This is a genomic window from Geodermatophilus amargosae (genome assembly GCF_041028265.1).
Taxonomy (GTDB): domain Bacteria; phylum Actinomycetota; class Actinomycetes; order Mycobacteriales; family Geodermatophilaceae; genus Geodermatophilus; species Geodermatophilus amargosae_A.
Genome location: NZ_JABGCW010000009.1, coordinates 287,213 through 313,232 on the forward strand (window position 1 = coordinate 287,213; position 26,020 = coordinate 313,232).

Sequence of the window (26,020 nt, forward strand, 5' to 3'; positions counted from 1 at the left end):
CTTCCCACTGACTGAGACGACGAGCACAGGAGGCTATCCCCACGTCTCCCCGTCGGATCCGTGCGGAGAGCTTCCTATGCCTCGCTCAGGACGGCCTCGGCGGCGGCGCGCGCACGTTCGCGGTCGGCGGGGACGAGGCCGAGACGCACCCGCCGGTCGAGCAGGTCGGCGACGGTCCGCGCACCTTCGGCCAGGGCGCCGAAGCGCAGCTCCCCCACCGTCTCGGGCCGGCCCGCGACCACCGGGTCGAGGCCGAGGGCGGCCACCCGCGGCGCCTCGGTGCCGTACCGGGCGACCACCCGGGCCGGCGCGGCCACGGCGGCGAGCTCCGCCGGGGACGCCGCCCCCACCAGCGGCAGCCGCGCCGTGGGAGACCGCCGCGCGCCCCGGCCCAGCCGGGCGACCACGGCGTCCACGGCCTCGGCGGCCATCGCGCGGTAGGTGGTCAGCTTCCCGCCGACGACGGAGAGGACCGGCCCGTCCCACCGCAGCAGGTGCCTGCGGGACAGGTCGGCGGTGGCGTCGCCCGGTCCCGTCCCCGCCGACTCCGGCAGCACCAGCGGCCGCAGTCCGGCGTAGGCGCCGACGACGTCGTCACGGCTCAACGGCACGGTCAGCACCCGGTTGACCGTGTCGAGCAGCTGCCGCACCTCGGCGGCCGCGGGGACCGGGTCGTCGTCGGGCACCGGCCCGGGCACCGGCTCGTCGGTGAGCCCCAGGTACACCAGCCCACCCGGCTGCGGCAGCGCGAAGACGTACCGCGACCGCGAGCCGGGCAGCGGCACGGTCAGCGCGGCGAGCGGGTCGCCGAGGCGCTCCGCGCGGACGACGAGGTGCGAGCCGCGCGAGGGCGCCAGCCGGATCCCGGGCGCCAGCGCCTGGGCCCACACGCCGGTCGCGTTGACGACGGCGCCCGCGCGCAGGGTCACCGGCGCCCCGTCCACGTCGGCGTGCACCTCCGACCCGTCGACGGCGACCACCCGCGCTCCCGTCAGCACCCGGGCGCCGTGCGCCGCGGCCGTGCGCGCGAGGGCGACGACGAGCCGGGCGTCGTCGGCGAGCTGCCCGTCCCAGAACACCGCGCCGCCGCGGCCCGGGTGCACGGCGGGCGTCAGCCGCGCGACCTCGGCGGGGCCCACCCGGCGGGTGCCCGGCAGCGAGCCGCGCCCGCCGCGCACCGAGGTCCGCACCGCGTCGCCGAGCCGCCCGCCGAGCGCCCCGACGGCGCTGACGTCGCGGCCCGCGGCGTCGGGCACCAGGAACGGCAGCGCCCGGACCAGGTGCGGCGCGGTCGTGCGCATGAGGACGGCGCGCTCCCGGGCGCTCTCCCGGGCCAGGCCGATCTCGCCGTGCGCCAGGTAGCGCAGCCCGCCGTGCACGAGCTTGCTCGACCAGCGGCTGGTGCCGGCGGCGAGGTCGGTGCGCTCCAGCAGCGCCACCGACAGGCCGCGGGCGGCAGCGTCCAGTGCCACGCCGGCGCCGGTCACTCCCCCACCGACCACCACGACGTCGACGTCGCTACTGGTCAGCGCCTCGACGTCGGCCGCGCGGCGCACCGGTGTGAGGTCGGGGTCGCCGGTCACGTGCGGGGTCCCCGTCGGAGCACCGGCAGACTGTAGCCGTGCCCGAGCAGCCGGAACTGACCATCCAGGGATGGGGGCCCGGCGGCTCCCGCGCGGCCACCGCGACCGCGCCGGAGGACGTCCCCGAGGGGCAGCCCGAGCCCGCCCGCGACCCCGACCCGGCCGCCGCGCTGCCCAAGGCCGCCCGTCGCCACCTGGCCAGGGAGCTGGGCTGGGAGCCGCGGGCGACCCCGCCGGTGGCCGTCGGCGAGATCCGGCTGGCGCCCTCGCGGCTGCCCGCGGAGGCCCGCGACGCGCTGGCCGCACTGCTCGGCGAGGAGCACGTGCGCACCGACCGGGAGGCGCGGCTGCGGCGGGCTGGGGGCAAGAGCTACCTCGACCTGCTGCGCCGGCGGGAGGGCGACGCCTCCGACGCCCCCGACGCCGTCGTCCTGCCCGGCAGCACCGAGGAGACCGCCGCGCTGCTGGGGCTGTGCGCCGAGCTCGGCGTCGTCGTGGTGCCGTTCGGCGGCGGCACCAGCGTGGTGGGCGGCCTCTCGGGGATGGACCCCGACGACCGGCCCTCGCTGGCGGTCGACCTCTCGCGGATGGCGTCGCTGACCTCCGTCGACGTCGCGTCGTCGCTGGTCACCGTGGGACCGGGCATGCGGGGGCCGGTGTTCGAGGAGGTGCTCGGGGCGCGCGGGCTGACGTTCGGGCACCTCCCGCAGAGCTGGGAGTACGCCACGCTCGGCGGCTACGCGGCCACCCGGTCGGCCGGCCAGTCCTCCACCGGCGTCGGGCGCTTCGACGAGCTGGTGGCAGGTCTGACGCTCGCGACGCCGTCCGGCGTGCTCGAGCTCGGGCACCCGCCGGCGTCGGCGGCCGGGCCGGACCTGCTGGGCCTGGCGCTGGGCTCGGAGGGCGCGCTGGGCGTGATCACCGAACTGCGGCTGCGGGTACGCCCGGCGCCGCAGACCCGGGTGTACGAGGGCTGGTCGTTCCGCACGTGGGCCGACGGGCTGGCCGGCCTCCAGCGGCTGGCGCGGCACGACCTGCTGCCCGACGTCGTCCGGCTCTCCGACCCCGAGGAGACCCGCGCCAACCTGCTCAACGCCGGCGGCACCGGCGCCCGCCTGCTGCGCGGGTCGCTGCGTGCCCGCGGCCGCGCCGACGGCTGCCTGCTCGTCGTCGGCTGGGAGGGCCTGCCGCACGTGGTGCGGGCGCGCCGCCGTGCCGCGGTGCCGGTGCTGCGCGAGCACCGCGCGGCGCGGGTGGGCCGCCGGGTCGGCGAGTCCTGGCGGGCGCACCGGTTCGCCGCCCCGTACCTGCGCGACCGGCTCATGGACGCCGGCCTGCTGGTCGAGACGCTGGAGACCGCGGCCACCTGGACCGCGCTGCCGGCGGTCTACGACGCGGTGCGCACCGCGCTGCGGAACGCGCTCGGCCGGCCCGGACGCCAACCGCTGCTGATGACGCACGTGTCGCACGGCTACGCCACGGGGGCCTCCCTCTACGTCACCGTGCTCGCCGACCGCGACGACGACCTGCCGCTGCAGCAGTGGCTCGGCGCCAAGCGGGCGGCGACCGAGGCGCTGCTGGCCGCCGGCGGCACGCTCACCCACCACCACGCCGTCGGCGCCGACCACCGGCCCTGGCTGGCGCGCGAGGTCGGGCCGCTGGGCGTCGAGGTGCTGCGCGCGGTCAAGCAGCGGCTGGACCCGCAGGGCGTCTGCAACCCCGGCGTCCTCCTCCCGGACTGAGGCCCGCGGACGATCAGGTGAGCTCGGCGGCGCGCGTCCTGGCTCACTGCCGGCGGTGAGCCAGGACGCAGCACGATCAGCTCACCTGATCGTGCTCGGCGGGGGCGTCCAGCCGGGCGGGGGCAGGGCCGGCGGGATGCCCATGCGCCGCCGCAGCCAGGCGGGTGGCCGGGGCGGACGGACGGCGGCCAGCGGCTCAGCCACGCCGGGCCCGCAGCGCGTAGCCGGTGCAGAAGACGTCGTCGGGGTCGACCGCGCGCTTGACCGCGAGCAGCCGTTCCGCCGCCTCGGGGCTCCAGGCCGCCAACACCTCGTCCGGGCCGGCGACGTCGCCGAGGAAGTTGACCAGCCGGCTGGACGCGGCCCACGGCTCCAGCGCCGCCAGCACGCCGCGGCCGACCGCGGGCACCACCTCGGCCAGCTCCGGCACCATCGGGCCGACCACGAACACCGACCAGGCGGCGTCGCGCCCCGGGACGGCGTCGGGCACCCGTGCGGGGCGGGCCAGCGCGCCGCCCATCTGGCGGATCTCGGCCATGACCAGCGGCACCTGGACGTCCGGGCCGGCGACGGCGAGGAACGCGTCGACCGCCTCCGCGGGGAGGTCGGCCAGGAGCATCCCCTTCTCCCAGCCGGGCATCGGGTCGGTCGGGTCCATGTGCACCGCGTCGAGCGCCGTCGTCGGCATCGGCCCGACGCCGCCGAGCAGCACCTCCCCCGCGGACTCCATCGGCGCCACCAGCGCGGCCCCGAGTGCAGGGTCCCCGCCGGCGTACACGTAGCGCAGGTGCACCACGGTCTGCCCGCGCAGCGGCGGCGGCAGCTCCTCCAGGGGCGGGAGCCGCAGCACCGCGATCGAGGTGGTGACCTCCTCGGGCAGCGCCGGGGCCCAGGTGCGGTAGGCGTGCAGCACGGCGGCGGCGTCGCGGCCGGCGAAGAACAGCCCGCCGGCCACCAGCGCCGGCACGGGGAACAGCTCGAACTCCAGCGCGGTGACCACCCCGAAGTTGCCCTTGCCGCCGCGCACCGCCCAGAACAGCTCCGGCTCGGTGTCGGCGCGGACGGTGCGCAGCACGCCGTCGGCGGTGACCATCTCCACGCTCACCACCGCGTCGGCGGCGAACCCGTGCGCGCGGCCGAGCGGCCCCAGCCCGCCGCCGAGTGTGTAGCCGACGACACCGACGCCGGACGAGGAGCCGCACGGCCCGGCCAGCCCGTGCTCGGCGGCGGCCGCCATGACCTTCTGCCACGTCACGCCGGCCTCGACCCGCGCGGTGCGCCGGACGGGGTCGACGCTGACGCCCTGCATGCGGCGGGTGGTGATCAGGAGCGCGCCGTCGGCGTTGCGCACCGGGCCGTGCCCGGTGGCCTGGACGGCGACCGGCAGGCCCTGCGCGGTGGCGGAGGAGACGGCCGCGGCGACGTCGGCGGCGCAGGTGGCACCGACCGCGACGGCGGGCGTGTGGGTGACCGCGAGGTTCCACGCGGCGACCTCGGCGGCCAGGCCGTCCTCGCCGGCGACGTAGACCGGTCCGTGGACGCGGCCGCGCAGGTCGGCGACGGCCGCCGGGTCGAGGAGCACGGGGACGTCGTCCAGCGGCGGTCGGGGGCGGGGGGCGGCGGGGGTCCGGGTCAGGCTCATGGTCGGGTTCCTCGGGGGCAGGGAGAGGGACGGGGACGACCGTGGCCCCGTCGCCTTGACGGCCACTTGTGCCCGACTTGTGCCGCGCGGCCCCCTCCCGCCGGGCGCCGCGACCTGCGAGGATGCCCGATCGTGCGGTACCGCGTCCTCGGCCCCCTCGAGGTCACCGGTCCCGACGACCGCCCCGTCGACGTCGGAGGCGCCAAGCCCCGCGCGCTGCTGACCCTGCTGCTGGCCGAGGCCGGCCGGGTCGTCCCGATCGACCGGATCGTCAGCACCCTGTGGGGCGACGAGCCGCCGCCCACGGTCACCGGCACGCTGCAGGCCTACGTGTCCCACCTGCGCCGGGTGCTCGAGCCCGAGCGCGGGCCCCGCCAGGCGCCGTCGGTGCTGCTCACCCGGGCGCCGGGCTACCTGGTGCAGGTGGGCGCCGAGGACCTCGACAGCCTGCGCTTCGCCCGCCTGGTGGAGGAGGGCGACCGCGCCGTCGCCGGTGGCGACCCCTCCGGCGGGGTGGCCGTGCTCGACCGCGCGCTGGAGCTGTGGCGCGGCGAGCCGCTGGCCGAGCTCGGCGACGCCCCCGGCGCGGCCACCGACCGGCTGCGCCTCGCCGAACTGCACGTGCGCGCCCGCGAGCGCCGCTGCGACGCGCTGCTCGCCGTCGGCCGGGCCGACGCCGCCGTCACCGACCTGCAGCGCCTGGTGGCCGAGCACCCGCTGCGCGAGCGGCTGTGGGCGCGGCTGGTGACCGCCCTCTACGCCGCCGACCGGCAGGCCGACGCCCTGGACGCCCTGCGCCGCTGCACCGAACTGCTGCGCGAGGAGCTGGGCATCGACCCCGGCCCCGAGCTGCGCGACCTCGAGCAGGCGGTGCTCCGGCAGGACCCCCGGCTCACCTCGCGGGTGCCCCGGCCGGTGCTGTCCGTGGCGCCCTCGCCGGCGCCCGTGCCGCTGGCGGTGCCCGGCGACGAGACGCTGGTCGGCCGCCGCGCGGAGCTCGCCCGCCTGCGGGTGGCCGCCGGGCAGGCCGCCGCCGGGCGCGGGGCCGTCGTCGTGCTGGGCGGGGAGGCCGGCATCGGCAAGACCCGGCTGGCCGAGGCGGTCGCCGACACGAGCCGGGCCGCCGGGTGGGCGGTCGCCGAGAGCCGGTGTGCCGACGACGCCGGCGCGCCCGCGCTGTGGCCGTGGACGCAGGTGCTCGAGCAGCTCGGCCAGGAACCCCCCGCGCCGGGCGGACAGGACGGCGACGACGCCGACGCCGCGCGGTTCCGGCTGTTCCAGGCGCTGCGGGCCCGGCTCACCGCCGCCGCCGGGCAGCGGCCGGTGCTCGTCGTCCTCGACGACCTGCAGGGCGCCGACACGACGTCGGTGCAGCTGCTCACCCTGCTGGCCCGCCACCTCCCGCGGGTGCGGCTGCTCGTCGTGGTCACCGTGCGCAGCGTCGGCGAGGACCTGCCCGAGGCGGTCGAGGACTGCCTGGCCCGGCTGGCGCGCGAGCCCTCGGCCACCACCCTCACGCTGCAGGGCCTCGATCCCGACGACGTCGGCTCGCTGCTGGCCGCACAGCTGGGCTCGGCCGGCGACCCCGGGCTGGCCGCCACCGTGCACGACCGCACGGCGGGCAACCCGTTCTTCGTCGTCGAGCTGTCCCGCTGGATGCGCGGCGGCCGCGACCTGCACACGGTCCCGGTGCCGCCGTCGGTGGTCGAGGTGCTGCGGACCCGCCTGGCCCGGCTGCCCGCGGGCGCGCGTCCGGTACTGGAACTGGCCGCCGTCGCCGGCCGCGAGGTGCCGCTGGACCTGCTGGAGGCCGCCGGGGAGCCCGCCGAGCAGGCGCTGTCCGCCCTCGACGCCGCGGTCGCCGCCGGACTCGTCGTCGAGGGCGCCACCCCGTGGAGCTGGCGGTTCACCCACGCGCTGGTCCGCGAGGTGCTCGCCGACGACCTCCCCGCGCTACGGCGGGCGCGGCTGCACGCGCGGCTCGGCGAGGCCCTGGAGCGCCGGCTGGCCGGCAGCCGCCCCGACGGCGCCCTGGTCGAGCGGCTGGCGCACCACTTCGTCGAGGCCGCGCCGGTCGCCGGTCCCGCCGCCGGGCTGCGCTGGTCGGCCGCCGCGGCCGAGGCCGCCCGGGCGCGCCTGGCCGACGGCGAGGCCGCGGTGCACACCCGCCGCGCGCTGCGGCTGGTCGACCCCGCGCGGCCCGGCGCCGCCCGCACCCGCCACGACCTGCTCACCGCGCTCGGCAACGACCTGCTGCGCAGCGGCGAGCGCACCGAGGCCCAGCAGGTGGTCGGCGAGGCGATCGCGCTGGCCCGCGAGCTCGGCGACCGGCGTTGCCAGCTGGAGTCCGCCGCCGTCTGGGGCTCGGTCACGCTGTGGAACTGGCGGCCGCACGGCGTCGTCGACACCGAGATGGTCGCCCTGCTCGAGGACCTGCTCGAGCACCGCGACGAGATCGCGCCGGAGGCGACCGAGGCCGAGCGCGACCGGCTGACGGCGCGGCTGCTGGGCACGCTCGGCGTCGAGCTGGCCTTCAGCGAGGACCTGCAGCGCGGCGTCCGGTACGCCGAGCGTGCGGTGGCGCTGGCCCGCGGCGTGGGGGACCCGGAGCTGCTGGGCCGGACGCTGAACAACTACTCGCTCGCCGTGTGGGGCCGCCCGGGTGCGGCCGAGCTGCGGCTGGCGGCCACCGACGAGGCGCTGGCCCTGACCGGGCGCGGGCTGCCGCGGCGGACGGAGTTCTACGCCCGGCTGCACCGCGCGGCGATCCGGCTGCACCTGACCGACCGCGCCGGCTTCGAGGCCGACCTGGAGGCCGGGCGCCGGCTGGCGTTCTCGCTGTCGGGTCCGGAGGTGCGCCCGCACGTGCTGTGGCAGCAGGCCGGTGCCGCCTGGCTGGCCGGGGACGCCGCCCGCGCCGAGGAGCTGACCACCGAGGCGCACGAGCTCTACCGCCGGGTGACCCCGCACTCGCGGCACGCCTACGCCGCGCACGTGTTCGCGCTGCGCCGCGCCGACGGCCGGCTGCCCGAGGCGATCGACCTGCTCGTGCAGACCGGCGACGAGGGCAACCCGCTGCTGCAGCTCATGGCCGTGCTGGCCGCCGCGGAGTCCGGCGACCTGCACGAGGCGCGGCGGCTGCGCGCCCGGTGGGGCCGCACCCAGATCCGGGACTGGGCCAGCGACGTCGCGGTGCTGCTGCAGGCCGAGGCCGCGCTGCACCTCGGCGACGAGCCGGAGCTGACGATGGCCACCGTGCAGCTGCTGCCCTTCCGCGGGCGGCAGGCGGTGCTCGGCACGCCGGCGTTCAGCCTCGGCGCCTACGACGAGGTGCTGGGGCGGATCGCCGAGTGCACCGGCGACACGGTGGCCGCCCGCGACTGGTGGGCCGGCGCCCGCGAGCAGGGCCGCAGGGTCGGCTCCCCGCAGCAGGTGGCGCTGGCCGAGGCGCACCTGGCCCGGGTGCCGGCGGAGGAGGCGCGCCGCCCGCCCCGCCGGCGCCCGGCGCCCCGCTCCGCCTGACTCAGAGGGTCGTCGCGCGGCCGCCGTCGACGGGGATGACCGCGCCGGTCACGTACGCGCCGGCCCGGCTGGCGAGGTAGACGACGACGCCGGCCATGTCGTCGGGGCGGCCGATGCGGCCCAGCGGCGCGCTGGCGGCGATCTCGTCGCCGCGGGCGGCCAGGGTGGCGGCCATCATCTTCGACTCGAACGGCCCCGGGGCCACGGCGTTGACGGTGATCCGCCGGGGCCCGAGCTCCTTGGCCAGGTGCCGGGTGAGCTGGTGCACCGCGGCCTTGCTCGACGAGTACGAGTAGGTGGGCAGCACCGGCACGTGCAGGCCGTCGATGCTGCCGACGTTGACCACGCGGGCGGGGTCGTCGTCGGCGGCGGCGGCCTCGAGCAGCGGCAGCATCGCCCGGGTGAGGAAGAACGGCGCCTTGAGGTTGAGGTCGAGGACCTTGTCCCAGGCCGAGGCGGGGAAGGTCTCGAACGGCTCGCCCCAGGTGGCGCCGGCGTTGTTGACCAGCACGTGCACCCGCTCCTCGCGCCGGCCGACCTCCTCGGCCAGCCGGACGCACTCGGCCTCGGTGCTGACGTCGGCGGGGATCGACTCGACCCGGCCGTACTGCCCGAGCTCGGCGACGGCCTGCTCGCCGGCCTCCGGCTTGCGGGAGGAGACGTAGACCGACGCCCCGGCCTGCAGCAGTCCGCGGGCCATCATCAGGCCGATGCCGCGGGTGCCGCCGGTGACCACGGCGACCTTCCCGGTCAGGTCGAACAGGTCCACGCGGTACCTCCGGGAGCGGGGGGTGTCGTGCGACGGCCCGGCCACTGTGCCAGCCTCGGTCCCCGTGACGACCGCGGCCCCCCGCCCCCTGGGCGTGACCAGCGAGGTCGGCCCGCTGCGGACGGTGGTCCTGCACCGGCCGGGCGCCGAGCTGCGCCGGCTGACCCCCCGGAACAACGACCAGCTGCTCTTCGACGGCGTGCCGTGGGTGGCCCGCGCGCAGGAGGAGCACGACGCCTTCGCCGCCGCGCTCACCGACCGCGGCGTCGAGGTCCTGTACCTCGACCGGCTGCTCGCCGAGGTCCTGGGCTCGCCGGAGGCGCGCGAGGAGCTCGTGGCCGCCGCCGTCGACGACCCGCGCCTCGGCGCCACGCTCACCCGGGCCGCGGCCGCCCACCTCGCCGGCCTGGCGCCGGAGGACCTGGCCACCGCCCTGATGGCCGGGCTGGCCCACCACGAGCTGCGCGGCGGGCGCGGCCTGGCCTACGAGGTCATGGACCGCCACGACTTCGTCGTCCCGCCGCTGCCCAACCTGCTGTTCACCCGCGACTCCTCGGTGTGGGTGGGCGACCAGGTGGCGATCACCTCCCTGGCCATGCCCGCCCGGCACCGGGAGAGCACGATCACCCGCGCGGTCGCCACGTACCACCCGCGCTTCGCGGGCGCCGAGCAGCTCTACGACTCCTCGCTCGAGCACCTCGAGGGCGGCGACGTCCTGCTGCTCGCCCCCGGGGTGGTGGCCGTCGGGGTCGGCGAGCGGACGACGCCGGGCGGCGCCGAGCGGCTGGCCCGCCGGGTGTTCGCGCGGGGGCTGGCGCACACGGTGCTCGTCGTCCCGATCGCCCAGGAGCGGGCGACCATGCACCTGGACACCATCGCCACGATGGTCGACGTCGACGCGATGGTCATGTACCCCGCGGTCGCCGACACGCTGGTGGCCTGGACGGTGACCGTCGGGGACGAGCCGCCCGACGACGCCGACACCGTGGAGCTGCAGGTCCGCGGCCCGGCGCCGTTCGTGGTCGCCGCGGCCGAGGCCATGGGCATCGACCGGCTGCGGGTGATCGACACCGGCCTGGACCCGGTCACCGCCGAGCGCGAGCAGTGGGACGACGGCAACAACACCCTGGCGCTGGCACCGCGGCTGGCCGTGGCCTACGAGCGCAACACCGTCACCAACGCCGCGCTGGAGGCCGCCGGGATCGAGGTGGTGCGCATCGCGGGCTCCGAGCTCGGCAGCGGCCGCGGTGGCCCCCGGTGCATGTCCTGCCCGGTGTGGCGCGACCCGCTCTGACCCTCCCGGCGCGGCCTCACCGGTCAGTACGCTGCCGTACCCCCTCCCGTCCCGGGAGGCCCCGGTGAGAGGACGCCAGGCGTGACAGGTACGGGGACGGCGCGCCGCGCCGGCCGCATCGCGGGGTTCGGCGGGGGGCTGGTCGGCTGGCTGGTCTTCGTCGAGTTCACCAGCGGGGTGCTGCAGGGCTACTACGTCCCGCTGCTGACCGACGTCGCCCGGCACCTCGGGATCCACGACGCCGACGTCAACTGGCTGGAGGCCGCCCAGCTGATGCTCTCGGCGATCGCCGTGCCGGTGCTGGCCAAGCTGGGCGACCTCTACGGCCACCGCCGGATGCTGCTGACCTCGGCGGCGGTGGTCGCGGCGGCCACGGTGCTGCTGGCGACCGCCCAGGACTTCGGCGTCTTCCTCGTGGCCTGGGCGGTGCAGGGGGTCTACGCCGCCTGGCTGCCGCTGCAGGTCGCGCTCATCCACTCGCGGTCCCGCGGCCGGGCCGACGCGGCGGCCAGCACCCGCCGGGCCACCGGCCTGATCGTCGCCGCCCTGCAGGCCGGCGCGATCGTGGGTGCGCTCGGGGGCGGGCAGGTCGGCGCCGCGCTCGCCGGGCGGTTCTGGCTGGTGCTGCTGCTCCCGGGCGTCCTCGTCGTCGGCGTCTGCGTCGTCGTGCTGACCCGGGTGCCGGAGAGCACCGACCGCCGGGACGGGGACGTCGACGTCACCGGTGTCGCCCTGCTCAGCGTGGTCCTGCTGGTGATCACCGGCGGCCTGACGTTCGTGCGGGTCAACGGCGCCGGCGAGCCGTGGCCCTGGCTGGTCACCGCGCTCGGCGTGGCGCTGGTCGTGCCGTTCGTGCGCTACGAGCTGCGCCGCGACGACCCGCTGGTCGACTTCCGGGTGCTGCGCTCCCCCAGCATGTGGCCGGTGCAACTGACCGCAGGGCTGTTCGGGGTCAGCGTGCTGGGCGCCCAGGGCCCGCTGTCGACCTATGCCCGCACCGACCCGGAGGTCTACGGCTACGGCCTGGGCCTGTCCACGAGCGAGGTGTCGATCGTCATCGGCGGCTACGTGGTCTCGATGCTGGCCGGCGCCAGCCAGTTCTCCCGGGTCTCGCAGGCCACCACCCCGCGCGTCACGCTCATCGGCGCCGCGACGCTCACCGGCCTCGGCTACCTGCTGCTCGTCCCGCTGCACGACACCCTGCCGCAGGTCCTCGGGGCGATGGTCGTGGCCGGTCTCGGCTCCGGCGCGCTGGTGGCCGCGTTGCCGGCGGCCGCGGCGGCAGCCGCTCCGCCCGGTCGCACCGGCGTGGCCACCGGGCTGACCAACACGACCAAGGTGCTCGGCGGGAGCTTCGCCTCGGCCGTCTTCGCCGTCGCCCTGGCCGCCGGGTCGGTGGGGACGGCGGGATCGCTGTCGGGCTACGTCACCGTCTGGGTCATCTGCGGGGCGACGGCGTGGCTGGCCGCGGTGTCGCTGGTCTTCGTGCCGCGGCTGGCGTTCTCCGACCGGCCCGAGGCCGTGGGCGTGCGGGAGGTCGCGTGAGGACCGCGCCGCTCCTCCTCGGCTCGGCGGCCGCCGGAGCCGCCGCGGGGGCGCGGCGGATCGCCCGCTTCCGGCCGGTCGACGCCGCCGTCCCACCCGCGGACGCCACCGGCCTGGACGCCGGGGCCGCCGCCGCCCGCCTCGCCGAGCTCATCCGCATCCCGACCGTCTCCTCCGCCGACCCCGCCCGGGTCGACGCCGCGGCGTTCGCCCGGTTCCGCGACCGCCTCGCCGAGCTGTACCCGCACACCCACCGGGTGCTCGAGCGGGAGGTCCTCGACGGCGGGGCGCTGCTCTACCGCTGGCGCAGCGGCACCGACCGGCCGCCGCTGGTGCTCATGGCCCACCACGACGTCGTCCCTGTCACCGGCCAGGCGTGGACGCGCGACCCCTTCTCCGGCGCGGTCGAGGACGGCTGGGTGCACGGCCGCGGGGCCATCGACGACAAGGGCTCGCTCGTGGCGGTCCTCGAGGCGGTCGAGTCGCTGACCGCCGCCGGGCACATCCCGGCGCGCGACGTCTACGTCTCCTCGAGCAACGACGAGGAGGTCCTCGGCGTCGGCGCCGCGGAGGCCGTACAGGTGTTCCGCGACCGGGGCGTCCGGCCGTGGGCGGTCGTGGACGAGGGCGGCGCCGTGGTGACCGGCGTGTTCCCGGGCGTGCCGGGGCAGATCGCCGTCGTCGGGCTGGCCGAGAAGGGCCTGCTCGACGTCGACCTGGTGACCTCCGACCCCGGCGGGCACGCGTCCTCGCCGACCCCGGACGGCGCCCCGGCCCGGCTGGCCCGCGCCATCCTGCGGCTGGACGCCGCCCCGTTCCCGGCCCGGCTCGACGACGTCGTGCTGGCGATGGTCGACGCCGCCGGCCGGCACGCCTCCGGGGTGTACCGGGCGCTGTTCGCGAACGCCCGCGCGCTACGTCCGCTGCTCGCCACGGCGCTGGCGCGGGCCAGCCGGGAGGCCAACGCGCTGGTGCGGACGACGGTCGCGGTCACCGAGCTCGAGGGCAGCAGCGCGCGCAACGTGCTGGCCACGCGGGCCCGGGCGCACCTGGACATCCGGATCGCCCTCGGGGAGACCGTGCAGTCGACGGTCGAGCGGCTGCGCCGGATGGTCGGTGACCCCTCCGTCGAGGTGCGGGTGCTCTCGGGCACCGACCCCTCACCGGTCTCGCGGACCGACAACGAGGCCTACGCCGCCCTCGGCGCGGCGGTGCGGGCGGTGTACCCGGAGGCGGCCGTGGCGCCGTACCTGATGGTGCAGGCCAGCGACGCACGCCACTTCGCCCAGATCAGCGACAGCGTCTACCGGTTCATGCCCTTCGACCTGTCCCGCGGCGAGCTCGACTCCCTGCACGCGGCCGACGAGCGGATCAGCGTCGCCGCCCTGCACCGGGGCGCGGTCTTCTTCCGGCACCTGATCCGGAACCTCTGAGGGTCCTCCGGCGCGCGGTCGTGCTCTGCCCACCACCGTGGGCAGAGCACGAAAGGCAGCGGCACAGGTGCCCCGTCGACGGTCGTGCTCTGCCCACACCCGTGAGCAGAGCTCGACCGACGGCAGGACGGAGCGGGCCGGCCGGGTCAGCGCAGCGTGACCTGGCGGGAGAGCAGGCCGGCGCGGGCGCGGCGCTCGTCGCTGCTCAGCGACTCGTCCGAGGCCAGCGCCTGCTCGAGGCGGGTGGCGAACTCCGCCGCAGGGCCGGCCCACTCCTGCGCGGGGGTGTCGGCGGGCAGGTCCCACACCGGGACGACCAGCCCGTGGGCGCGGAAGGCGCCGGCGTAGCGGGTGCCCTCGCCGAGCAGCAGCTGCTCCGACGCCGAGAGCCGGGCCAGCGCGTCGAGCAGCGGCTCCTCGGCCTCGGGCCGCACCCAGCGCAGGTGGGCCCGCTCGTTGCCCGGCCGCACCCAGTAGGCCGCCTCGAGCCCCTCGAGGCGCTCGGTCGGCAGCACGGCCTCGTTGGCCCGCTCCAGGCCGGCGCGGGCGGCGGCGTTGGCGTCGGTGCCCTCCAGCCAGAAGCCGAAGTCGGGGTGCACGGTGACCTCGAGCGGCACGGTGAGGTCCAGCAGCTCCTGCAGGCGCGGCCCCGCCGAACCGGCCGCACCGATGGGGCCCGGGTCCACCGGCGCCCCGGACGGCGCCTCCAGCGCGGCGGCGAGCGCGGTGCCGAGGTCCCGGCTGGCGTCGTCCGAGGAGGCCGGCAGCTGCACGCCGAGCAGGATCTCGCCGTTGCTGCGGACCAGCGCCGGCGCACCGCCGGGCAGCACGCTGGCGAGGGTGACCCGGCGCCCGTCGGCGGTCGTCAGCGGCGCGGTGGCGGCGGGCACCAGCTCGCGCAGCGCCACCCAGTCCGGCTCGCCGGGCAGGCCCTCGAACGGACGGGTCACCGGCGGCGCGTAGCCCGAGCCGTGGCAGTGCTTGTACCGGCGGCCCGACCCGCAGGGGCACGGGGCCTTCGGGTTGACCTCGCCGGCGGCGGGTGCGGGCGCGGGACGGCGGCGGGTCGCGGAACGGGCCATGCGGCCCAGGGTATGTGGGGCCTCGGCGGGGCCCGCGCCGCATAGGGTCGGCAGCCGTGACCTCCGCGACGGCACCGCTCGACCTCACCGACCCCGCCGTCGCCGCCGACCCGTACCCCGCCTTCGCCGCCGCCCGCGCCGTCGCGCCGGTCCAGTGGCACGAGGGGCTGGGCCTGTGGCTGGCGTTCACCCACGCGGAGGGCAACGCCGTCCTGCGCGACCGGCGGCTGGGCCGCATCTGGCGGGACCAGGAGCCGGCCGACCGGTTCGGCGCGTTCAACCTGATCCACCGCAACGCCATCCTCGAGATGGAGCCGCCCGACCACACCCGTCTGCGCCGGCTGATCAGCGCGGCCTTCGCCCGCGGCCACGTCGAGCGGCTGCGCCCGTGGGTGCAGGACCTCGCCGGCGAGCTGGTCGACGGCCTGGCCGAGCGCTCGGGCGGCACCGAGCCCGTCGACGTCCTGTCCGGGATGGCCGAGGAGCTGCCGGTGGCCGTCATCGCCGAGCTGCTCGGCGTCCCGGCGGCCGACCGGCCGCTGCTGCGGCCGTGGTCCAACGCGATCGTGAGGATGTACGAGTACGGCCGGACGACGGCGGTCGAGGACGCCGCCGAGCAGGCCGCCGCGGAGTTCGTCGCCTACCTGCGCGAGCTCGCCGCGCAGCGCCGCCGCGCGCCGGCTGAGGACCTGCTCTCGCACCTGGTCACCGTCCGCGACGCCGAGGGCGACCGGCTGACCGAGGACGAGCTGGTCACCACCTGCATCCTGCTGCTCAACGCCGGGCACGAGGCCACGGTCAACGTCAGCGGCAACGGGCTGCTCGCGCTGCTGCAGCACCCCGGCCAGCTGGCGCGGCTGCGGGCCGACCCCGGGCTCCTCCCGACGGCGATCGAGGAGCTCATGCGCTTCGACTCGCCGCTGCAGCTGTTCGAGCGCACGGCCACGGCCGACGTCGGGATCGGCGGCGTGACCGTGCGCGAGGGGCAGAAGGTGGCCGCGCTGCTCGGCGCCGCCAACCGCGACCCCGCCGTCTTCGCCGACCCCGGCACCCTCGACGTCGGCCGGACCGAGAACCCGCACATCTCGTTCGGCGCGGGCGTGCACTTCTGCATCGGGGCGCCGCTGGCCCGCGTGGAGCTGCAGGCCTCCTTCGGCGCGCTCCTCGAGCGGACCTCGCGGCTCGAGCTGGGCCGCCCGGCGCGGCGCCGTCCCGAGTTCGTCATCCGCGGCCTGGCCGAGCTGCCCGTCGTCCTGACGCGCTAGTGGCCGATCCCGACGAGGTGCTCGGCAGGCTGCGCGGGCTGGCCGACCCGGCGCGGCTGGAGGGCATGGCCCGCCACGGCATCGGCGGCGCCGAGACCCTCGGCGTCACGGTGGCCGAGCTGCGCGCGCTGGCGAAGGAGCTCGGCCGCTCGCACGAGCTGGCCGCGGGGCTGTGGGACTCCGGCGTCCACGAGGCCCGCATCCTCGCCAGCCTCGTCGAGGACCCGGCGGCGGTGACCGAGCGGCAGCTCGACGCGTGGGCGGCCGCCTTCGACTCGTGGGACGTGTGCGACCAGGTGTGCCAGAACCTGGTCCGGCACACCCCGTTCGCCTGGGCGAGGGCGCTGGAGTGGAGCGGCCGGCCGGAGACGTTCGTCAAGCGGGCCGGGTTCGCCGTCATGGCCGGCCTCGCGGTCGCCGACGAGCGGTCGGACGACGACCGGTTCGAGCCGTTCCTGCGCGCGGTCGCCGAGCGGGCCGACGACGACCGGCCGCTCGTCCGGAAGGGCGCGAGCTGGGCACTGCGGCAGATCGGCAAGCGCAGCCCCGGCCTGCACGCCCGCGCCGTCGAGACGGCGTGGGAGCTGCGGTCGGGGGGCCGCGGCGCCCGCTGGGTCGCAACCGACGCCCTCCGGGAGCTGGAACGGCGCGCTCCCCGGTAGAGGGTGAGCCCGGTCACTGGCACGATGCGGCCATGCGCGGGCTCATGCAGGACGTCCCCCTCACCATCGACGCGATCTTCCGGCACGCCGAGCAGCACCACGGTGACGTCCCGATCGTCACCGACGGCCCGGACGGCCGGACCAGGTCCACCTACGCCGAGTGGGCCGAGCGGACGCGGCGGCTCGGCGGCGTCTTCGACACCCTCGGCATCACCGCGGACGGGCGGATCGGCACCTTCGGGTGGAACAGCCAGCGGCACCTGGAGCTGTACTTCGCCGGCCCCTGCAGCGGCCGCGTGGTGCACACGCTGAACATCCGGCTGTTCCCCGAGCAGCTGACCTACATCGCCAACCACGCCGAGGACGAGGTGGTCTTCGTGGACCGCACCGTCCTGCACCTGCTGTGGCCGCTGATCGACACCATGAAGACCATCCAGCACGTGGTCGTGATGGACGACGGTGGTGACAACGAGATCCCCGACGACCCGCGGGTGCTCGACTACGAGACGCTGCTGGCCGACGCACGGCCGGTCGACTTCCACGTCACCGACGAGGGCTCGGCGGCCTACATGTGCTACACGTCCGGCACCACCGGCAACCCCAAGGGCGTCGTCTACTCGCACCGCTCGACGTTCCTGCACACGATGGGCGTGATCTCGCCCAACGCCTTCGGGCTCAGCGTCCGGGATGCCGCGATGCCGGTCGTGCCGATGTTCCACGCCAACGCCTGGGGGATCGCGCACGCCGGCCCGGCCGCCGGCGCGGCCATGGTCATGCCCGCCTCGATGATGCAACCCAAGGCACTCGCCGACCTGATCATCGAGGAGGGCGTCACCTTCACCGCCGGCGTCCCGACCATCTGGCAGGGGGTGCTGCCGCACCTGGCCGGCCGGTCGCACAAGCTGCGGGAGATTGGCTGCGGTGGCTCGGCGGTGCCCAAGGCGCTGTCGGAGGCCTACCGGGAACAGGTCGGCCTGCCGATCCTGCAGGCGTGGGGCATGACCGAGACCCACCCGGTCGCCTCCTCCGGCATCCTGCCGCCGCGCTTCAACGACACCGACGACGAGACCAAGGCCGCCTGGCGAGCCCGGGCCGGCGTCCCGTTCCTGGGTGTCGAGGCGCGCATCGTCGACGCCGAGACGCTCGAGGAGCAGCCCTGGGACGACAAGGCCACCGGCGAGCTGCAGGTGCGCGGCCCGTGGTGTGCCGCGGCCTACTACAACCCGGACGCGGGGGTGGAGTTGACGACCCCGGACGGCTGGATGAAGACCGGCGACGTCGCCGCCATGTCCCCCGACGGCAACATCCGGATCGCCGACCGCACCAAGGACCTCATCAAGTCCGGCGGCGAGTGGATCAGCTCGGTCGACCTCGAGAACGCGATCATGAGCCACCCGAAGGTCAAGGAGGCCGCGGTCGTCGGCATCCCGCACCCGAAGTGGGACGAGCGGCCGCTGGCCTGCGTCGTCCTCAAGGAGGGCGAGGAGGCCACCGAGGAGGAGATCCTCGAGCACCTCAAGCCGCTGATCGCCAAGTGGTGGATGCCCGACGCCGTGGAGTTCATCGACGAGGTCCCCAAGACCAGCGTCGGCAAGTTCTCCAAGAAGGACCTGCGGTCGCGCTTCGCGGAGTACGCGCCGAAGTCCTGAGGTCCGGCCGTGGGCACTCCCGCGGGAGTGCCCACGGCCGCTACCGGACGAAGGGCGGCTGGCCGGTCCCGCTCACCAGGGGCCGGCCGGCCGCCTCCCACCCGCCCATGCCGTCGCCGACGTTCACCGCGTCGTAGCCGTTGCGGTTGAGCCAGGCGGCCACCCGCGCCGAGCGCCCGCCGCTGCGGCAGACGACGTACACCGGGTCGCCGTCGGGCACCTCGTCGAGTCGCGCCGGGACGTCGCCCATCGGGATGTGCGTGGCGCCCTGCGCGTGGCCGGCCACCCACTCGCCGTCCTCCCGGACGTCGAGGAGCGCGGCGTCCTCGGGGACCTCGGCGGCGGACACGGTCGGGACCTGCTGCGGCATCACGCGTCCCATCCTCCCAGGTGGCACCCTGACCGAACCGGCGACGAAGGTCACTGCCGGGCTGGGAGGATGGGCCGTGATGTCCGTGCCCCCCGCACCCCCGGTCCGCGAGCCGGCCTGGCCCCTGTCGCGCTCGGCCATCTGGCTGTGGGTCACCCAGGGGGTCCTCGGCACGCTGGTCTACGGCGTCCTGGTGGGGGTGTTCGTGCTCACCATGCCCTCGTCGGCGGGCGGCCCGGTCCCGGTCCTGCGGTGGCTGCTGCCCGCACTGGTCGTCGTCTACGCGGTGGTGGCGATCGGCATCCGCCCGTGGGTCCGCTACCGGGTGCACCGCTGGGAGGTCACCGCGGACGCCGTGCACGCCCTCACCGGCTGGCTGAGCCGCACCTGGACGCTGGTGCCGGTCGCGCGGATCCAGACCGTCGACGTCACCCGCGGCGTGCTGCAGCAGCTCTACGGGCTGGCCAGCGTCGCGGTGCTCACCGCGTCGTCGCAGGGCACCGTCCGGGTGCCGCACCTGGAGGTCGGCGTCGCCGAGCGGGTGGCCGACGACCTCGCCCGCCGCGCCGAGCAGGTCCGGGACGAGGCCACGTGACGGGGGGTGAGGTCACAGAGGTGGGCCGGGAGGCACAGGAGCTCACCGCCGCCCGCCGCACCTCACCCCTGATCGTCCTGGTGCACACCGTCACCTTCCGACAGGCCCGCCAGGTCGTGCCGGCCGCGATCCCCGTCGTCGCCGCGGTGGGTGTCGACGGCGTGGGCGTCGTCGTCGCGCTGGTGGCGGCGGTGACGGCGCTGTCGCTGCTGTTCGCCGCCCTGTCGTGGTGGCGGTCCACGTACCTCGACACCGCCTCGTCGGTCGTGCTCACCCGCGGCCTGCTGGCCCGCTCGGTGCGCACCGTGCCCAACGACCGCATCCGTGGCGTGGAGGTGGAGGCGCCCGCCCTGCACCGGCTCTTCGGCCTGGTCCGTGTCCGCATCGACGCCGCCGCCGGGACGCTGACCGGCGGGGACGAGGAGGTCGTCGTCGACGGCGTCCCGCGGGCCGAGGGCGACCGGCTGCGCACCTCGGTGCTCACCCACCGCCGCGCCGCGGCAGTGCCCGCCGGGACGGACCCGTCCGCACCGCCGCCGGAGGAGCCGGGCGAGGAGGAACTGGCCCGCTTCGACCGCCGCTGGCTGCTGTACGCGCCGCTGGTGGCCAGCTACCTCGCCGTGCCGCTCGCCGCGGTGGGCGCGCTGTCGCGGCTGCTGCAGGAACTGCCCCGGCAGCTGCGGCCCGACCTCGACGGCCCCGACCTCACCGACGTCCGCGTCCTGGTCGCCACCGCGGTCGTGGGGCTGCTGCTGCTCGCCCTCGGCGCCGTGGCCGGGGCCGCGGTCGTCAACTGGGGCTTCCGGCTGGTGCGGCGCGGCGGCTCGCTGATCGCCGTCCGCGGGCTGCTGACCCGGCGGCACACCGAGCTCGAGGTCGACCGGGTCCGCGGCGGCACCCTCGCCGAGGGGCTGGGCATGCGGCTGGTGCACGCCGCCCGGGTCAACGCGCTGGTCACCGGGCTCGGCGCGGCCAACCGGCGCGGCCAGCTGTTCCCGCTCGGCCCGCGGGCGGAGGCGGTGCGGCTGCTCGGCGTGCTCGTCGACGACCCCGGTCCCCTGACGCCGCACCCGCCGGCCGCGCGGCGGCGGGCCCTGGTGCGCGCGGTCCGCAGCGGGCTGCTGGTCACCGCGGCCGGTGCGGCGCTGACCGGCCTCACCGGGTTCTGGGGCGTGCTGGCCGCCGGCGTCGTGCTCACCGTGCTCGGGGTCCCGCTCGGCCTGGGCCGCTACGCCGCGCTCGGCCACACCACCGGGCCGCGGTCGTTCAGCGTGCGCAGCGGGCTGCTGGTGCGCGAGCAGGCGGTGCTGCAGCGGCGCGCCGTCGTCGGCTGGCAGGTGCGGCAGACGTTCTTCCAGCGCCGCGCGGGCCTGGCCACCGTCGTCGCCTGCGTGGGCGCGGGCAACGGCGGTTACGCGGCGGTCGACATGGCCGCCGGCGACGTCGCGGCGTTCACCGCGGCCGCCTCCGGGCGGTGGGCCTCCGCCCCGCCGGCCGACGTCCCCGGCATCTCCGGCTGAGGCCCAGCGGCCCGGCTCCGTTCCGTTCCCGGCCGGTGGCCCGTCGGGGCCAGTTCACCGGTACCGGCGCGTGTCGATCATGCACCCGGGTAGCCGCCGTTCGATGACGGCCGCTCCGCGGGCTCTCCGCTCAGCTCGGCCCGCCGGTCCCCTTGCGGAGCCCGACGCGGCCGGCGAGCGCGGCCGCCTCGACGCGGGTGGCCACCCCGAGGCTGCGCAGCAGCGAGGCCACCAGCCGCTTGGCCGTCCGCTCGGACACGTGCAGCGTGGTGGCGATGTCGACGGTGCTGGTGCCGTCGGCCACCAGGCGCCACAGCCGGCGCTCGTCGCTGGTCAGCCGGTCGGCGACCGTCTGCTCACCGGTCGGCGCGGCGTCGTCGAGCAGCTGGCGCAGCAGTGCCTCGGGGACCACCGACCAGCCGTCGAGCACCGCCAGCAGCGGGCGGACCAGCGACTCGGGGTCGGCGGTCTTCGGCAGGAAGCCGGCCGCCCCGGCCCGCAGCGCCTCCAGCGCCGCGTCGGCCTCGGCGAGCCCGGACAGCGCGACCACGCGGACCACCGGGTCGGCCCGGCGGATCGCCGCGATGGCCCGAACCCCGCCCGGCGGCGGCATGTGCAGGTCCACGACGGCGACGTCGGCGTGGTGGCGGCGCACCAGCGCGGCCGCCGCGGAGGCGTCGTCGGTGGTGGCGACCACGCGCACCCGTCCCTCGCTGACCCCCGGGAGCAGCAGTGACAGCCCCCGGCTGAACAACGGGTGGTCGTCGACGACCACCACGTCCACGTGCGTCTGACGCTCAACCCCGGCGTCGGTCGACCCCACGACCCTCCTCACCCGGCCCGTTGCGCCCGGCGGAACAGGCCCGACGCACCCCGGAGGTGCCCGTGACCCTGGCCCCCGACACACCCCGTACCGCCCGGTCCGGTTCCGGACGGCTGCTCCCCGACCTGGTCCGGGTCCTGCGCGCCCACGTGGTCCGCGCGACCCGCCGGCCGGCCCCCGAGCCGGAGGTCCCACCCACGCCCGAGAGCGCGCTGCTGCGGGCGATGTGTCACGACATGAAGAGCCCGCTGGCCTCGCTGGAGGCGCTGCTGCGCTCGCTGGACCGCGCGCCTGCCCAGCACGACGAGCTGCTGGGCCTCGCCCGCGCCCAGACCGCCCACCTGTCCTCGATGCTGCGCACCGCCGACGCCTCCGGCGGCGCCGCCCGGCGGGCACCCGGCGGCCGGCTGCTCGCCGACGTCGTCCGCGCCTCGGTGGCCGCCTCCGGGCTGCCGTCCCACCAGCTGACCGTCGGCGTGCAGGACCGCGCCGCCGACGTCAGCGTCGGGGACGCCCGCGTGCAGCGGATCCTCACCAACCTGCTGGAGAACGCCCACCGGCACGGCGACGGCGCCCCGGTGCTGCTCACGATCACGTGCCGGGAGGACCGTGTGCGGCTCGCGCTGACGCAGGACGTGGCCCACCCCGAGCGGATCGTGCAGTACCTCCGCCACGACGCACCGCCGGTCGACCTCACCGGCCTGGGCCTGTGGTCGGTGCAGCGGCACGCCCGCGACCTCGGCGGCACGGTCGTCTGGGCCACCTCCGCCGCCGGCCTGACCCTCACCGTCCAGCTCCCGGACCGCTGAGGACCGGGAGCGGCTCAGCGCGGGTGCGGGAGGACACCTGGCCGCTGAGGTGAGCCGCCCTGCGAGGCGGGCCGAGGAGTGGGGGCCGGAGGCTCCCGCGACGAGGACCGGGAGCGGCTCAGCGCGGGTGCGGGAGGGCACCTGGCCGCGGTGTCGGCCGGCAGGCCGACGGAAGACATGGCACCGGGGGGCCACGGGACGGCACGGGCGGGCCATCGGGCGCGGGCAGATCTCCTGTGTCACCGCAGCGGCGGCGACGCGACGACGCAAGCGCCATCGAGGGAGAGCCCGTGTTCACGCACACCCACGCCCTGCAGTACGAGGCCAAGCCCGACGGTCCCGACCCGGACTTCGCCCGCAAGATGCAGGAGATCCTCGGCGGTCAGTGGGGCGAGATGACCGTCGCCACCCAGTACCTGCTGCAGGGCTGGAACTGCCGGCTGCCCGGCAAGTACAAGGACATGCTCCTCTCGATCGGCACCGAGGAGCTGGCCCACGTCGAGATGATCATCACCATGATCGACCGGCTGCTCGACCACGCGCCGCTCAAGCCCGACGCGGCCGACCGCAGCAAGGAGGCGGCCGCCGGCTACGGGCAGCACAACCCGCAGCACCTGATCGTCAACGGGCAGGCCGCGTCCTACCAGGACAGCATGGGCAACCCCTGGACCGGCGCGTACGTGACCGCCAGCGGCAACCTCATGGCCGACTTCCACTACAACGCCACGGCCGAGATGCAGGGCCGGCTGCAGGTCGCCCGCATCTACAACATGACCGACGACCCGGGCGTCAAGGACATGCTGCGGTTCCTCATCACCCGCGACCACATGCACCAGCAGCAGTGGCTGGCCGCGATCGAGCAGCTCAAGGAGGACGGCCTCGAGGGGCTGCCCGTGCCCGAGGCGTTCCCGCTCGACGAGGAGGTCGGCGACCTGGGCTACACCTTCATCCAGGCCTCCGACGGCCCCGAGGCCGCCAACGGCCGCTGGGCCTCCGGTCCCTCGATCGACGGCCGCAGCACGTTCCGCGCCGCGGCGATCGAGGCCACCGCCGACGCCCCGACGCTGCCTCCGGGCGACCCGCGGCTCTACAGCACCCCGCAGACCGAGGCCCACACGATGCTGCAGAAGGCCAAGGACCTGCTCAAGTGAGTCGTTGACCCACTGCTCCCCACGCCGTCGCCGTGCCGGTGGCCGAGCTCTCGCAGCCCGGCCGCCGGCCCGGCGGGCGCACCCCGCAGTACCGGCAGTCCCCGGAGGTCCCCGTGCACCTGCCCACCCCCGCCGTCGCCGTGACGGTGGTCTACGCCGCGGCCCTCGCCGTCGCCGTCGCCAGTGCCACCACCGGCTCGGCCCGCGAGGCGCTGGCCGGCCTGGTCGTCCTCGCCGCGCTGGTCACCCGCTGGGCGGTCCGCCGCTCCCGCCGCACCATCCCGTCGACCGCGACCGCCGTCGCGACCGTCGACGCCGCCCTGACCGACGCCGTCCTCCCCGAGGCCGCGCCCGCCGTCCGGGCCGCCTGAGCGCGTAGCCGCACGGACGCACGAGGCGCGCGCCCCCGACGGGGGACGCGCGCCTCTGGTGACGTGCCGAGCGGCCCCCGTGCAGAGCCCCGCCGCGAGCTCGCGAGCAGTGGGCCCTGCACGGGGGTCCTCCGTCAGTGCTGGACGGCCTTCTCCGCACCGATCCCGGTGAGCGACCGCACCTCGAGCTCGGCGTTCTTGTCGAGGTCCGGCTTCTCCTTGGACAGGACCGTGCCCAGCCAGCCGAGGAAGAACGACAGCGGGATGGACACCAGGCCGGGGTTGTTCAGCGGGAACCAGTGGAAGTCGACGTCCTGGAACAGCGACGGGGACAGCCCGGTGGCCGGGTTGACCGGCGCGCCCGACACGACCGGCGAGAAGATGATCAGCACGAGGCAGGTGATGAGCCCCCCGTACATCGACCACAGCGCGCCCTGGGTGGTGAACCGCTTCCAGAACAGCGTGTAGAGGATCGTCGGCAGGTTGGCCGAGGCCGCCACCGCGAACGCCAGCGCCACCAGGAAGGCGATGTTCAGCCCGGCCTGCAGCGCCAGGATGCCCAGGCCGATCGAGATGGCGCCGATGACCACGGCGGTGATGCGGGCGACCCGCACCTCACCGTTCGGCGACACCTGGCCCTTCTTGATCACCGACGCGTAGACGTCGTGGGCGAAGGACGCCGACGCGGTGATCGTCAGACCCGCCACCACCGCGAGGATCGTCGCGAACGCGACGCCGGCGATGATGCCGAGCAGGATCGTCCCGCCCAGCTCGAAGGCCAGCAGCGGCGCAGCGGAGTTGACCGCACCCGGTGCGCCGAGGATCCGCTCCGGGCCGACGAGGGCACCGGCGCCGTAGCCGATGACCAGGCTGAACAGGTAGAAGATGCCGATCAGCCAGATCGCCCAGACCACCGAGCGACGGGCGTCCTTCGCCGTCGGCACGGTGTAGAAGCGCATGAGTACGTGCGGCAGGCCGGCCGTGCCGAGCACCAGCGCGAGGCCGAGGGACACGAAGTCGAGCTTCGAGGTGCTCGAGGCGCCGTACTGCGCGCCGGGCGCGAGCACGTCGCGGCCCTCGACCGCCACCGACTGCGCGTCACCGAGCAGGGAGGACAGGTTGAAGCCGAACTTGGTGAGCACCCACAGGGTCATCACCAGCGCGCCGGCGATGAGCAGCGTGGCCTTGATGATCTGCACGTACGTGGTGCCGCGCATGCCGCCGACGAGCACGTAGATGATCATCAGCGCGCCGACCAGGACGACGACGAGCGCCTGCGCGGCCTCGCCGGTGACCCCGAGCAGCAGGGTGACCAGTCCGCCGGCGCCGGCCATCTGGGCCAGCAGGTAGAACAGCGACACCGCGAGCGTGGAGATGGCCGCCGCGGTGCGCACCGGGCCCTGCCGCATCCGGAAGGCCAGGACGTCGGCCATCGTGTACCGCGCGGTGTTGCGCATCAGCTCGGCCACCAGGAGCAGCGCCACGAGCCAGGCGACGAGGAAGCCGATCGAGTACAGGAAGCCGTCGTAGCCGTAGACGGCGATCGCACCGGCGATGCCCAGGAACGACGCCGCCGACAGGTAGTCGCCGGCGATGGCCAGGCCGTTCTGGGTGCCGCTGATGTTGCGACCGGCCGCGTAGTAGTCCGCCGCGCTCTTGTTGTTGCGGCTGGCGCGGAACGTGATCACCAGGGTGACCAGCACGAACGCGCCGAAGATCGAGATGTTGACGGCCGGGCTGCCGATCGTGGCGTCGGCCGCGAGCACGACGGTCTCAGGCACGCGTGGCCCCCTTCTTGCCGAGGTCGGGACCGGTCTGGCCGGTGCCGCGGGCGTACTGGTGGCTCTCGAGGCGCTCGCGCATCTCGTCGGCGATCGGGTCGGTGCGCCGGTTGGCGTGCGAGACGTAGAGGTGCGTGATCACGAACGTCGACACGAACTGCGCCAGGCCCAGCAGGATGCCGAGGTTGACGTCGCCGAAGACCCGGGTGGACATGAAGTCCGGCGCGTACGTCGAGAGCAGGACGTAGAGGAGGTACCAGGCCAGGAAGGCCACGGTCATCGGGAAGGCGAAGCGCCGGAAGCGCCTGCGCAGCTCGGTGAACTCCGGCGAGTCCTGTGCCTGCCGGTACTCCTCCGGCGTCAGCAGCCGCCGTTCGGCGGGTTCGGTCACGGTGTCTCCCTCGTCGTCTGG

General features: G+C 76.2%; 21 protein-coding genes. 13 read left to right on the forward strand and 8 right to left on the reverse strand.

Annotated features, from left to right (window positions below):
- Positions 1-74: 74 nt before the first annotated feature.
- Positions 75-1,583: a glycerol-3-phosphate dehydrogenase/oxidase gene (locus HLV61_RS12740; protein ID WP_369255916.1), complete on the reverse strand. Its 1,509-nt coding sequence runs from the start codon at positions 1,581-1,583 to the stop codon at positions 75-77.
- A 38-nt stretch (positions 1,584-1,621) separates the two neighbouring features.
- On the opposite strand from HLV61_RS12740, the gene HLV61_RS12745 reads away from it, so the two are divergent.
- The gene (locus tag HLV61_RS12745) at positions 1,622-3,325 is read left to right on the forward strand and encodes an FAD-binding oxidoreductase (protein ID WP_369255918.1); all 1,704 of its coding nucleotides are present in this window, start codon (positions 1,622-1,624) and stop codon (positions 3,323-3,325) included.
- 196 nt (positions 3,326-3,521) lie between these two features.
- Here HLV61_RS12745 and HLV61_RS12750 read toward each other — a convergent pair whose 3' ends face one another.
- The gene (locus tag HLV61_RS12750; RefSeq protein WP_369255920.1) at positions 3,522-4,967 is read right to left on the reverse strand and encodes an FAD-binding oxidoreductase; all 1,446 of its coding nucleotides are present in this window, start codon (positions 4,965-4,967) and stop codon (positions 3,522-3,524) included.
- Between the two features lie 132 nt (positions 4,968-5,099).
- Between HLV61_RS12750 and HLV61_RS12755 the strand changes: the two genes are divergently transcribed.
- Positions 5,100-8,489 (forward strand): BTAD domain-containing putative transcriptional regulator, encoded by a 3,390-nt coding sequence (locus HLV61_RS12755; protein ID WP_369255922.1) that lies wholly within the window; start codon positions 5,100-5,102, stop codon positions 8,487-8,489.
- A gap of 1 nt (position 8,490) precedes the next feature.
- Here the strand turns inward: HLV61_RS12755 and HLV61_RS12760 are convergent, their stop codons facing one another.
- A complete protein-coding gene (locus HLV61_RS12760; protein ID WP_369255924.1) occupies positions 8,491-9,258 on the reverse strand; it encodes an SDR family oxidoreductase in 768 nt (255 codons plus the stop codon).
- A gap of 64 nt (positions 9,259-9,322) precedes the next feature.
- On the opposite strand from HLV61_RS12760, the gene HLV61_RS12765 reads away from it, so the two are divergent.
- The 3 genes from HLV61_RS12765 (at position 9,323) to HLV61_RS12775 (ending at position 13,530) form a co-directional block, all read left to right on the forward strand.
- Positions 9,323-10,552 (forward strand): arginine deiminase, encoded by a 1,230-nt coding sequence (locus tag HLV61_RS12765; RefSeq protein WP_369255926.1) that lies wholly within the window; start codon positions 9,323-9,325, stop codon positions 10,550-10,552.
- A gap of 81 nt (positions 10,553-10,633) precedes the next feature.
- Positions 10,634-12,097 carry an MFS transporter gene (locus HLV61_RS12770; protein ID WP_369255928.1) on the forward strand — a complete coding sequence of 488 codons (1,464 nt, stop codon included), beginning with the start codon at positions 10,634-10,636 and terminating at the stop codon, positions 12,095-12,097.
- Positions 12,094-13,530, forward strand: coding sequence for a M20/M25/M40 family metallo-hydrolase (locus tag HLV61_RS12775; RefSeq protein WP_369255929.1), 1,437 nt, complete (start codon positions 12,094-12,096; stop codon positions 13,528-13,530). The genes HLV61_RS12770 and HLV61_RS12775 overlap by 4 nt, the downstream gene beginning before the upstream one ends.
- A 146-nt stretch (positions 13,531-13,676) precedes the next feature.
- Here HLV61_RS12775 and HLV61_RS12780 read toward each other — a convergent pair whose 3' ends face one another.
- The gene (locus HLV61_RS12780) at positions 13,677-14,612 is read right to left on the reverse strand and encodes a DUF5926 family protein (protein WP_369255931.1); all 936 of its coding nucleotides are present in this window, start codon (positions 14,610-14,612) and stop codon (positions 13,677-13,679) included.
- Positions 14,613-14,668: 56 nt separating this feature from the next.
- On the opposite strand from HLV61_RS12780, the gene HLV61_RS12785 reads away from it, so the two are divergent.
- The 3 genes from HLV61_RS12785 to HLV61_RS12795 are packed head-to-tail and all read left to right on the forward strand — an operon-like array spanning position 14,669 to position 18,188.
- Positions 14,669-15,877, forward strand: coding sequence for a cytochrome P450 (locus HLV61_RS12785; RefSeq protein ID WP_369255933.1), 1,209 nt, complete (start codon positions 14,669-14,671; stop codon positions 15,875-15,877).
- Positions 15,877-16,539, forward strand: a complete 663-nt coding sequence (locus HLV61_RS12790; protein WP_369255935.1) for a DNA alkylation repair protein — start codon at positions 15,877-15,879, stop codon at positions 16,537-16,539. Before HLV61_RS12785 ends, HLV61_RS12790 begins: the two co-directional genes overlap by 1 nt.
- Before the next feature lie 32 nt (positions 16,540-16,571).
- A complete protein-coding gene (locus HLV61_RS12795; RefSeq protein WP_369255937.1) occupies positions 16,572-18,188 on the forward strand; it encodes a long-chain fatty acid--CoA ligase in 1,617 nt (538 codons plus the stop codon).
- A gap of 40 nt (positions 18,189-18,228) precedes the next feature.
- Here the strand turns inward: HLV61_RS12795 and HLV61_RS12800 are convergent, their stop codons facing one another.
- Positions 18,229-18,558 carry a rhodanese-like domain-containing protein gene (locus HLV61_RS12800; protein WP_369256033.1) on the reverse strand — a complete coding sequence of 110 codons (330 nt, stop codon included), beginning with the start codon at positions 18,556-18,558 and terminating at the stop codon, positions 18,229-18,231.
- 79 nt (positions 18,559-18,637) lie between these two features.
- Here HLV61_RS12800 and HLV61_RS12805 point away from each other — a divergent pair, with 79 nt between their 5' ends.
- Both HLV61_RS12805 and HLV61_RS12810 read left to right on the forward strand, forming a co-directional pair.
- A complete protein-coding gene (locus tag HLV61_RS12805) occupies positions 18,638-19,153 on the forward strand; it encodes a PH domain-containing protein (RefSeq protein ID WP_369255939.1) in 516 nt (171 codons plus the stop codon).
- Between the two features lie 20 nt (positions 19,154-19,173).
- A complete protein-coding gene (locus HLV61_RS12810) occupies positions 19,174-20,673 on the forward strand; it encodes a PH domain-containing protein (protein WP_369255940.1) in 1,500 nt (499 codons plus the stop codon).
- Positions 20,674-20,803: 130 nt separating this feature from the next.
- Here the strand turns inward: HLV61_RS12810 and HLV61_RS12815 are convergent, their stop codons facing one another.
- Positions 20,804-21,496, reverse strand: coding sequence for a response regulator (locus HLV61_RS12815; RefSeq protein ID WP_369255942.1), 693 nt, complete (start codon positions 21,494-21,496; stop codon positions 20,804-20,806).
- 62 nt (positions 21,497-21,558) lie between these two features.
- Here HLV61_RS12815 and HLV61_RS12820 point away from each other — a divergent pair, with 62 nt between their 5' ends.
- From HLV61_RS12820 to HLV61_RS12830, 3 genes are all read left to right on the forward strand, one after another.
- Positions 21,559-22,305: a sensor histidine kinase gene (locus HLV61_RS12820; RefSeq protein ID WP_369255944.1), complete on the forward strand. Its 747-nt coding sequence runs from the start codon at positions 21,559-21,561 to the stop codon at positions 22,303-22,305.
- A 290-nt stretch (positions 22,306-22,595) separates the two neighbouring features.
- On the forward strand, positions 22,596-23,456 hold the full coding sequence (locus HLV61_RS12825) for a manganese catalase family protein (protein ID WP_369255946.1): 861 nt from the start codon (positions 22,596-22,598) through the stop codon (positions 23,454-23,456).
- Between the two features lie 32 nt (positions 23,457-23,488).
- Positions 23,489-23,827, forward strand: a complete 339-nt coding sequence (locus HLV61_RS12830) for a hypothetical protein (RefSeq protein ID WP_369255948.1) — start codon at positions 23,489-23,491, stop codon at positions 23,825-23,827.
- A gap of 134 nt (positions 23,828-23,961) precedes the next feature.
- Here the strand turns inward: HLV61_RS12830 and HLV61_RS12835 are convergent, their stop codons facing one another.
- Together HLV61_RS12835 and HLV61_RS12840 are read right to left on the reverse strand one after the other, a co-directional pair.
- Positions 23,962-25,608, reverse strand: a complete 1,647-nt coding sequence (locus HLV61_RS12835) for a solute symporter family protein (RefSeq protein WP_369255949.1) — start codon at positions 25,606-25,608, stop codon at positions 23,962-23,964.
- The gene (locus tag HLV61_RS12840; RefSeq protein WP_369255951.1) at positions 25,601-25,999 is read right to left on the reverse strand and encodes a DUF485 domain-containing protein; all 399 of its coding nucleotides are present in this window, start codon (positions 25,997-25,999) and stop codon (positions 25,601-25,603) included. The genes HLV61_RS12835 and HLV61_RS12840 overlap by 8 nt, the downstream gene beginning before the upstream one ends.
- Between the last annotated feature and the right edge of the window lie 21 nt (positions 26,000-26,020).

Bases quoted from the DNA above. Each gene is read 5' to 3' on its own strand.
- HLV61_RS12795 (WP_369255937.1), top strand. From the start codon at position 16,572: ATGCGCGGGCTCATGCAGGACGTCCCCCTCACCATCGACGCGATCTTC.
- HLV61_RS12780 (WP_369255931.1), bottom strand. From the start codon at position 14,612: ATGGCCCGTTCCGCGACCCGCCGCCGTCCCGCGCCCGCACCCGCCGCC.
- HLV61_RS12805 (WP_369255939.1), top strand. From the start codon at position 18,638: ATGTCCGTGCCCCCCGCACCCCCGGTCCGCGAGCCGGCCTGGCCCCTG.
- HLV61_RS12750 (WP_369255920.1), bottom strand. From the start codon at position 4,967: ATGAGCCTGACCCGGACCCCCGCCGCCCCCCGCCCCCGACCGCCGCTG.
- HLV61_RS12800 (WP_369256033.1), bottom strand. From the start codon at position 18,558: ATGCCGCAGCAGGTCCCGACCGTGTCCGCCGCCGAGGTCCCCGAGGAC.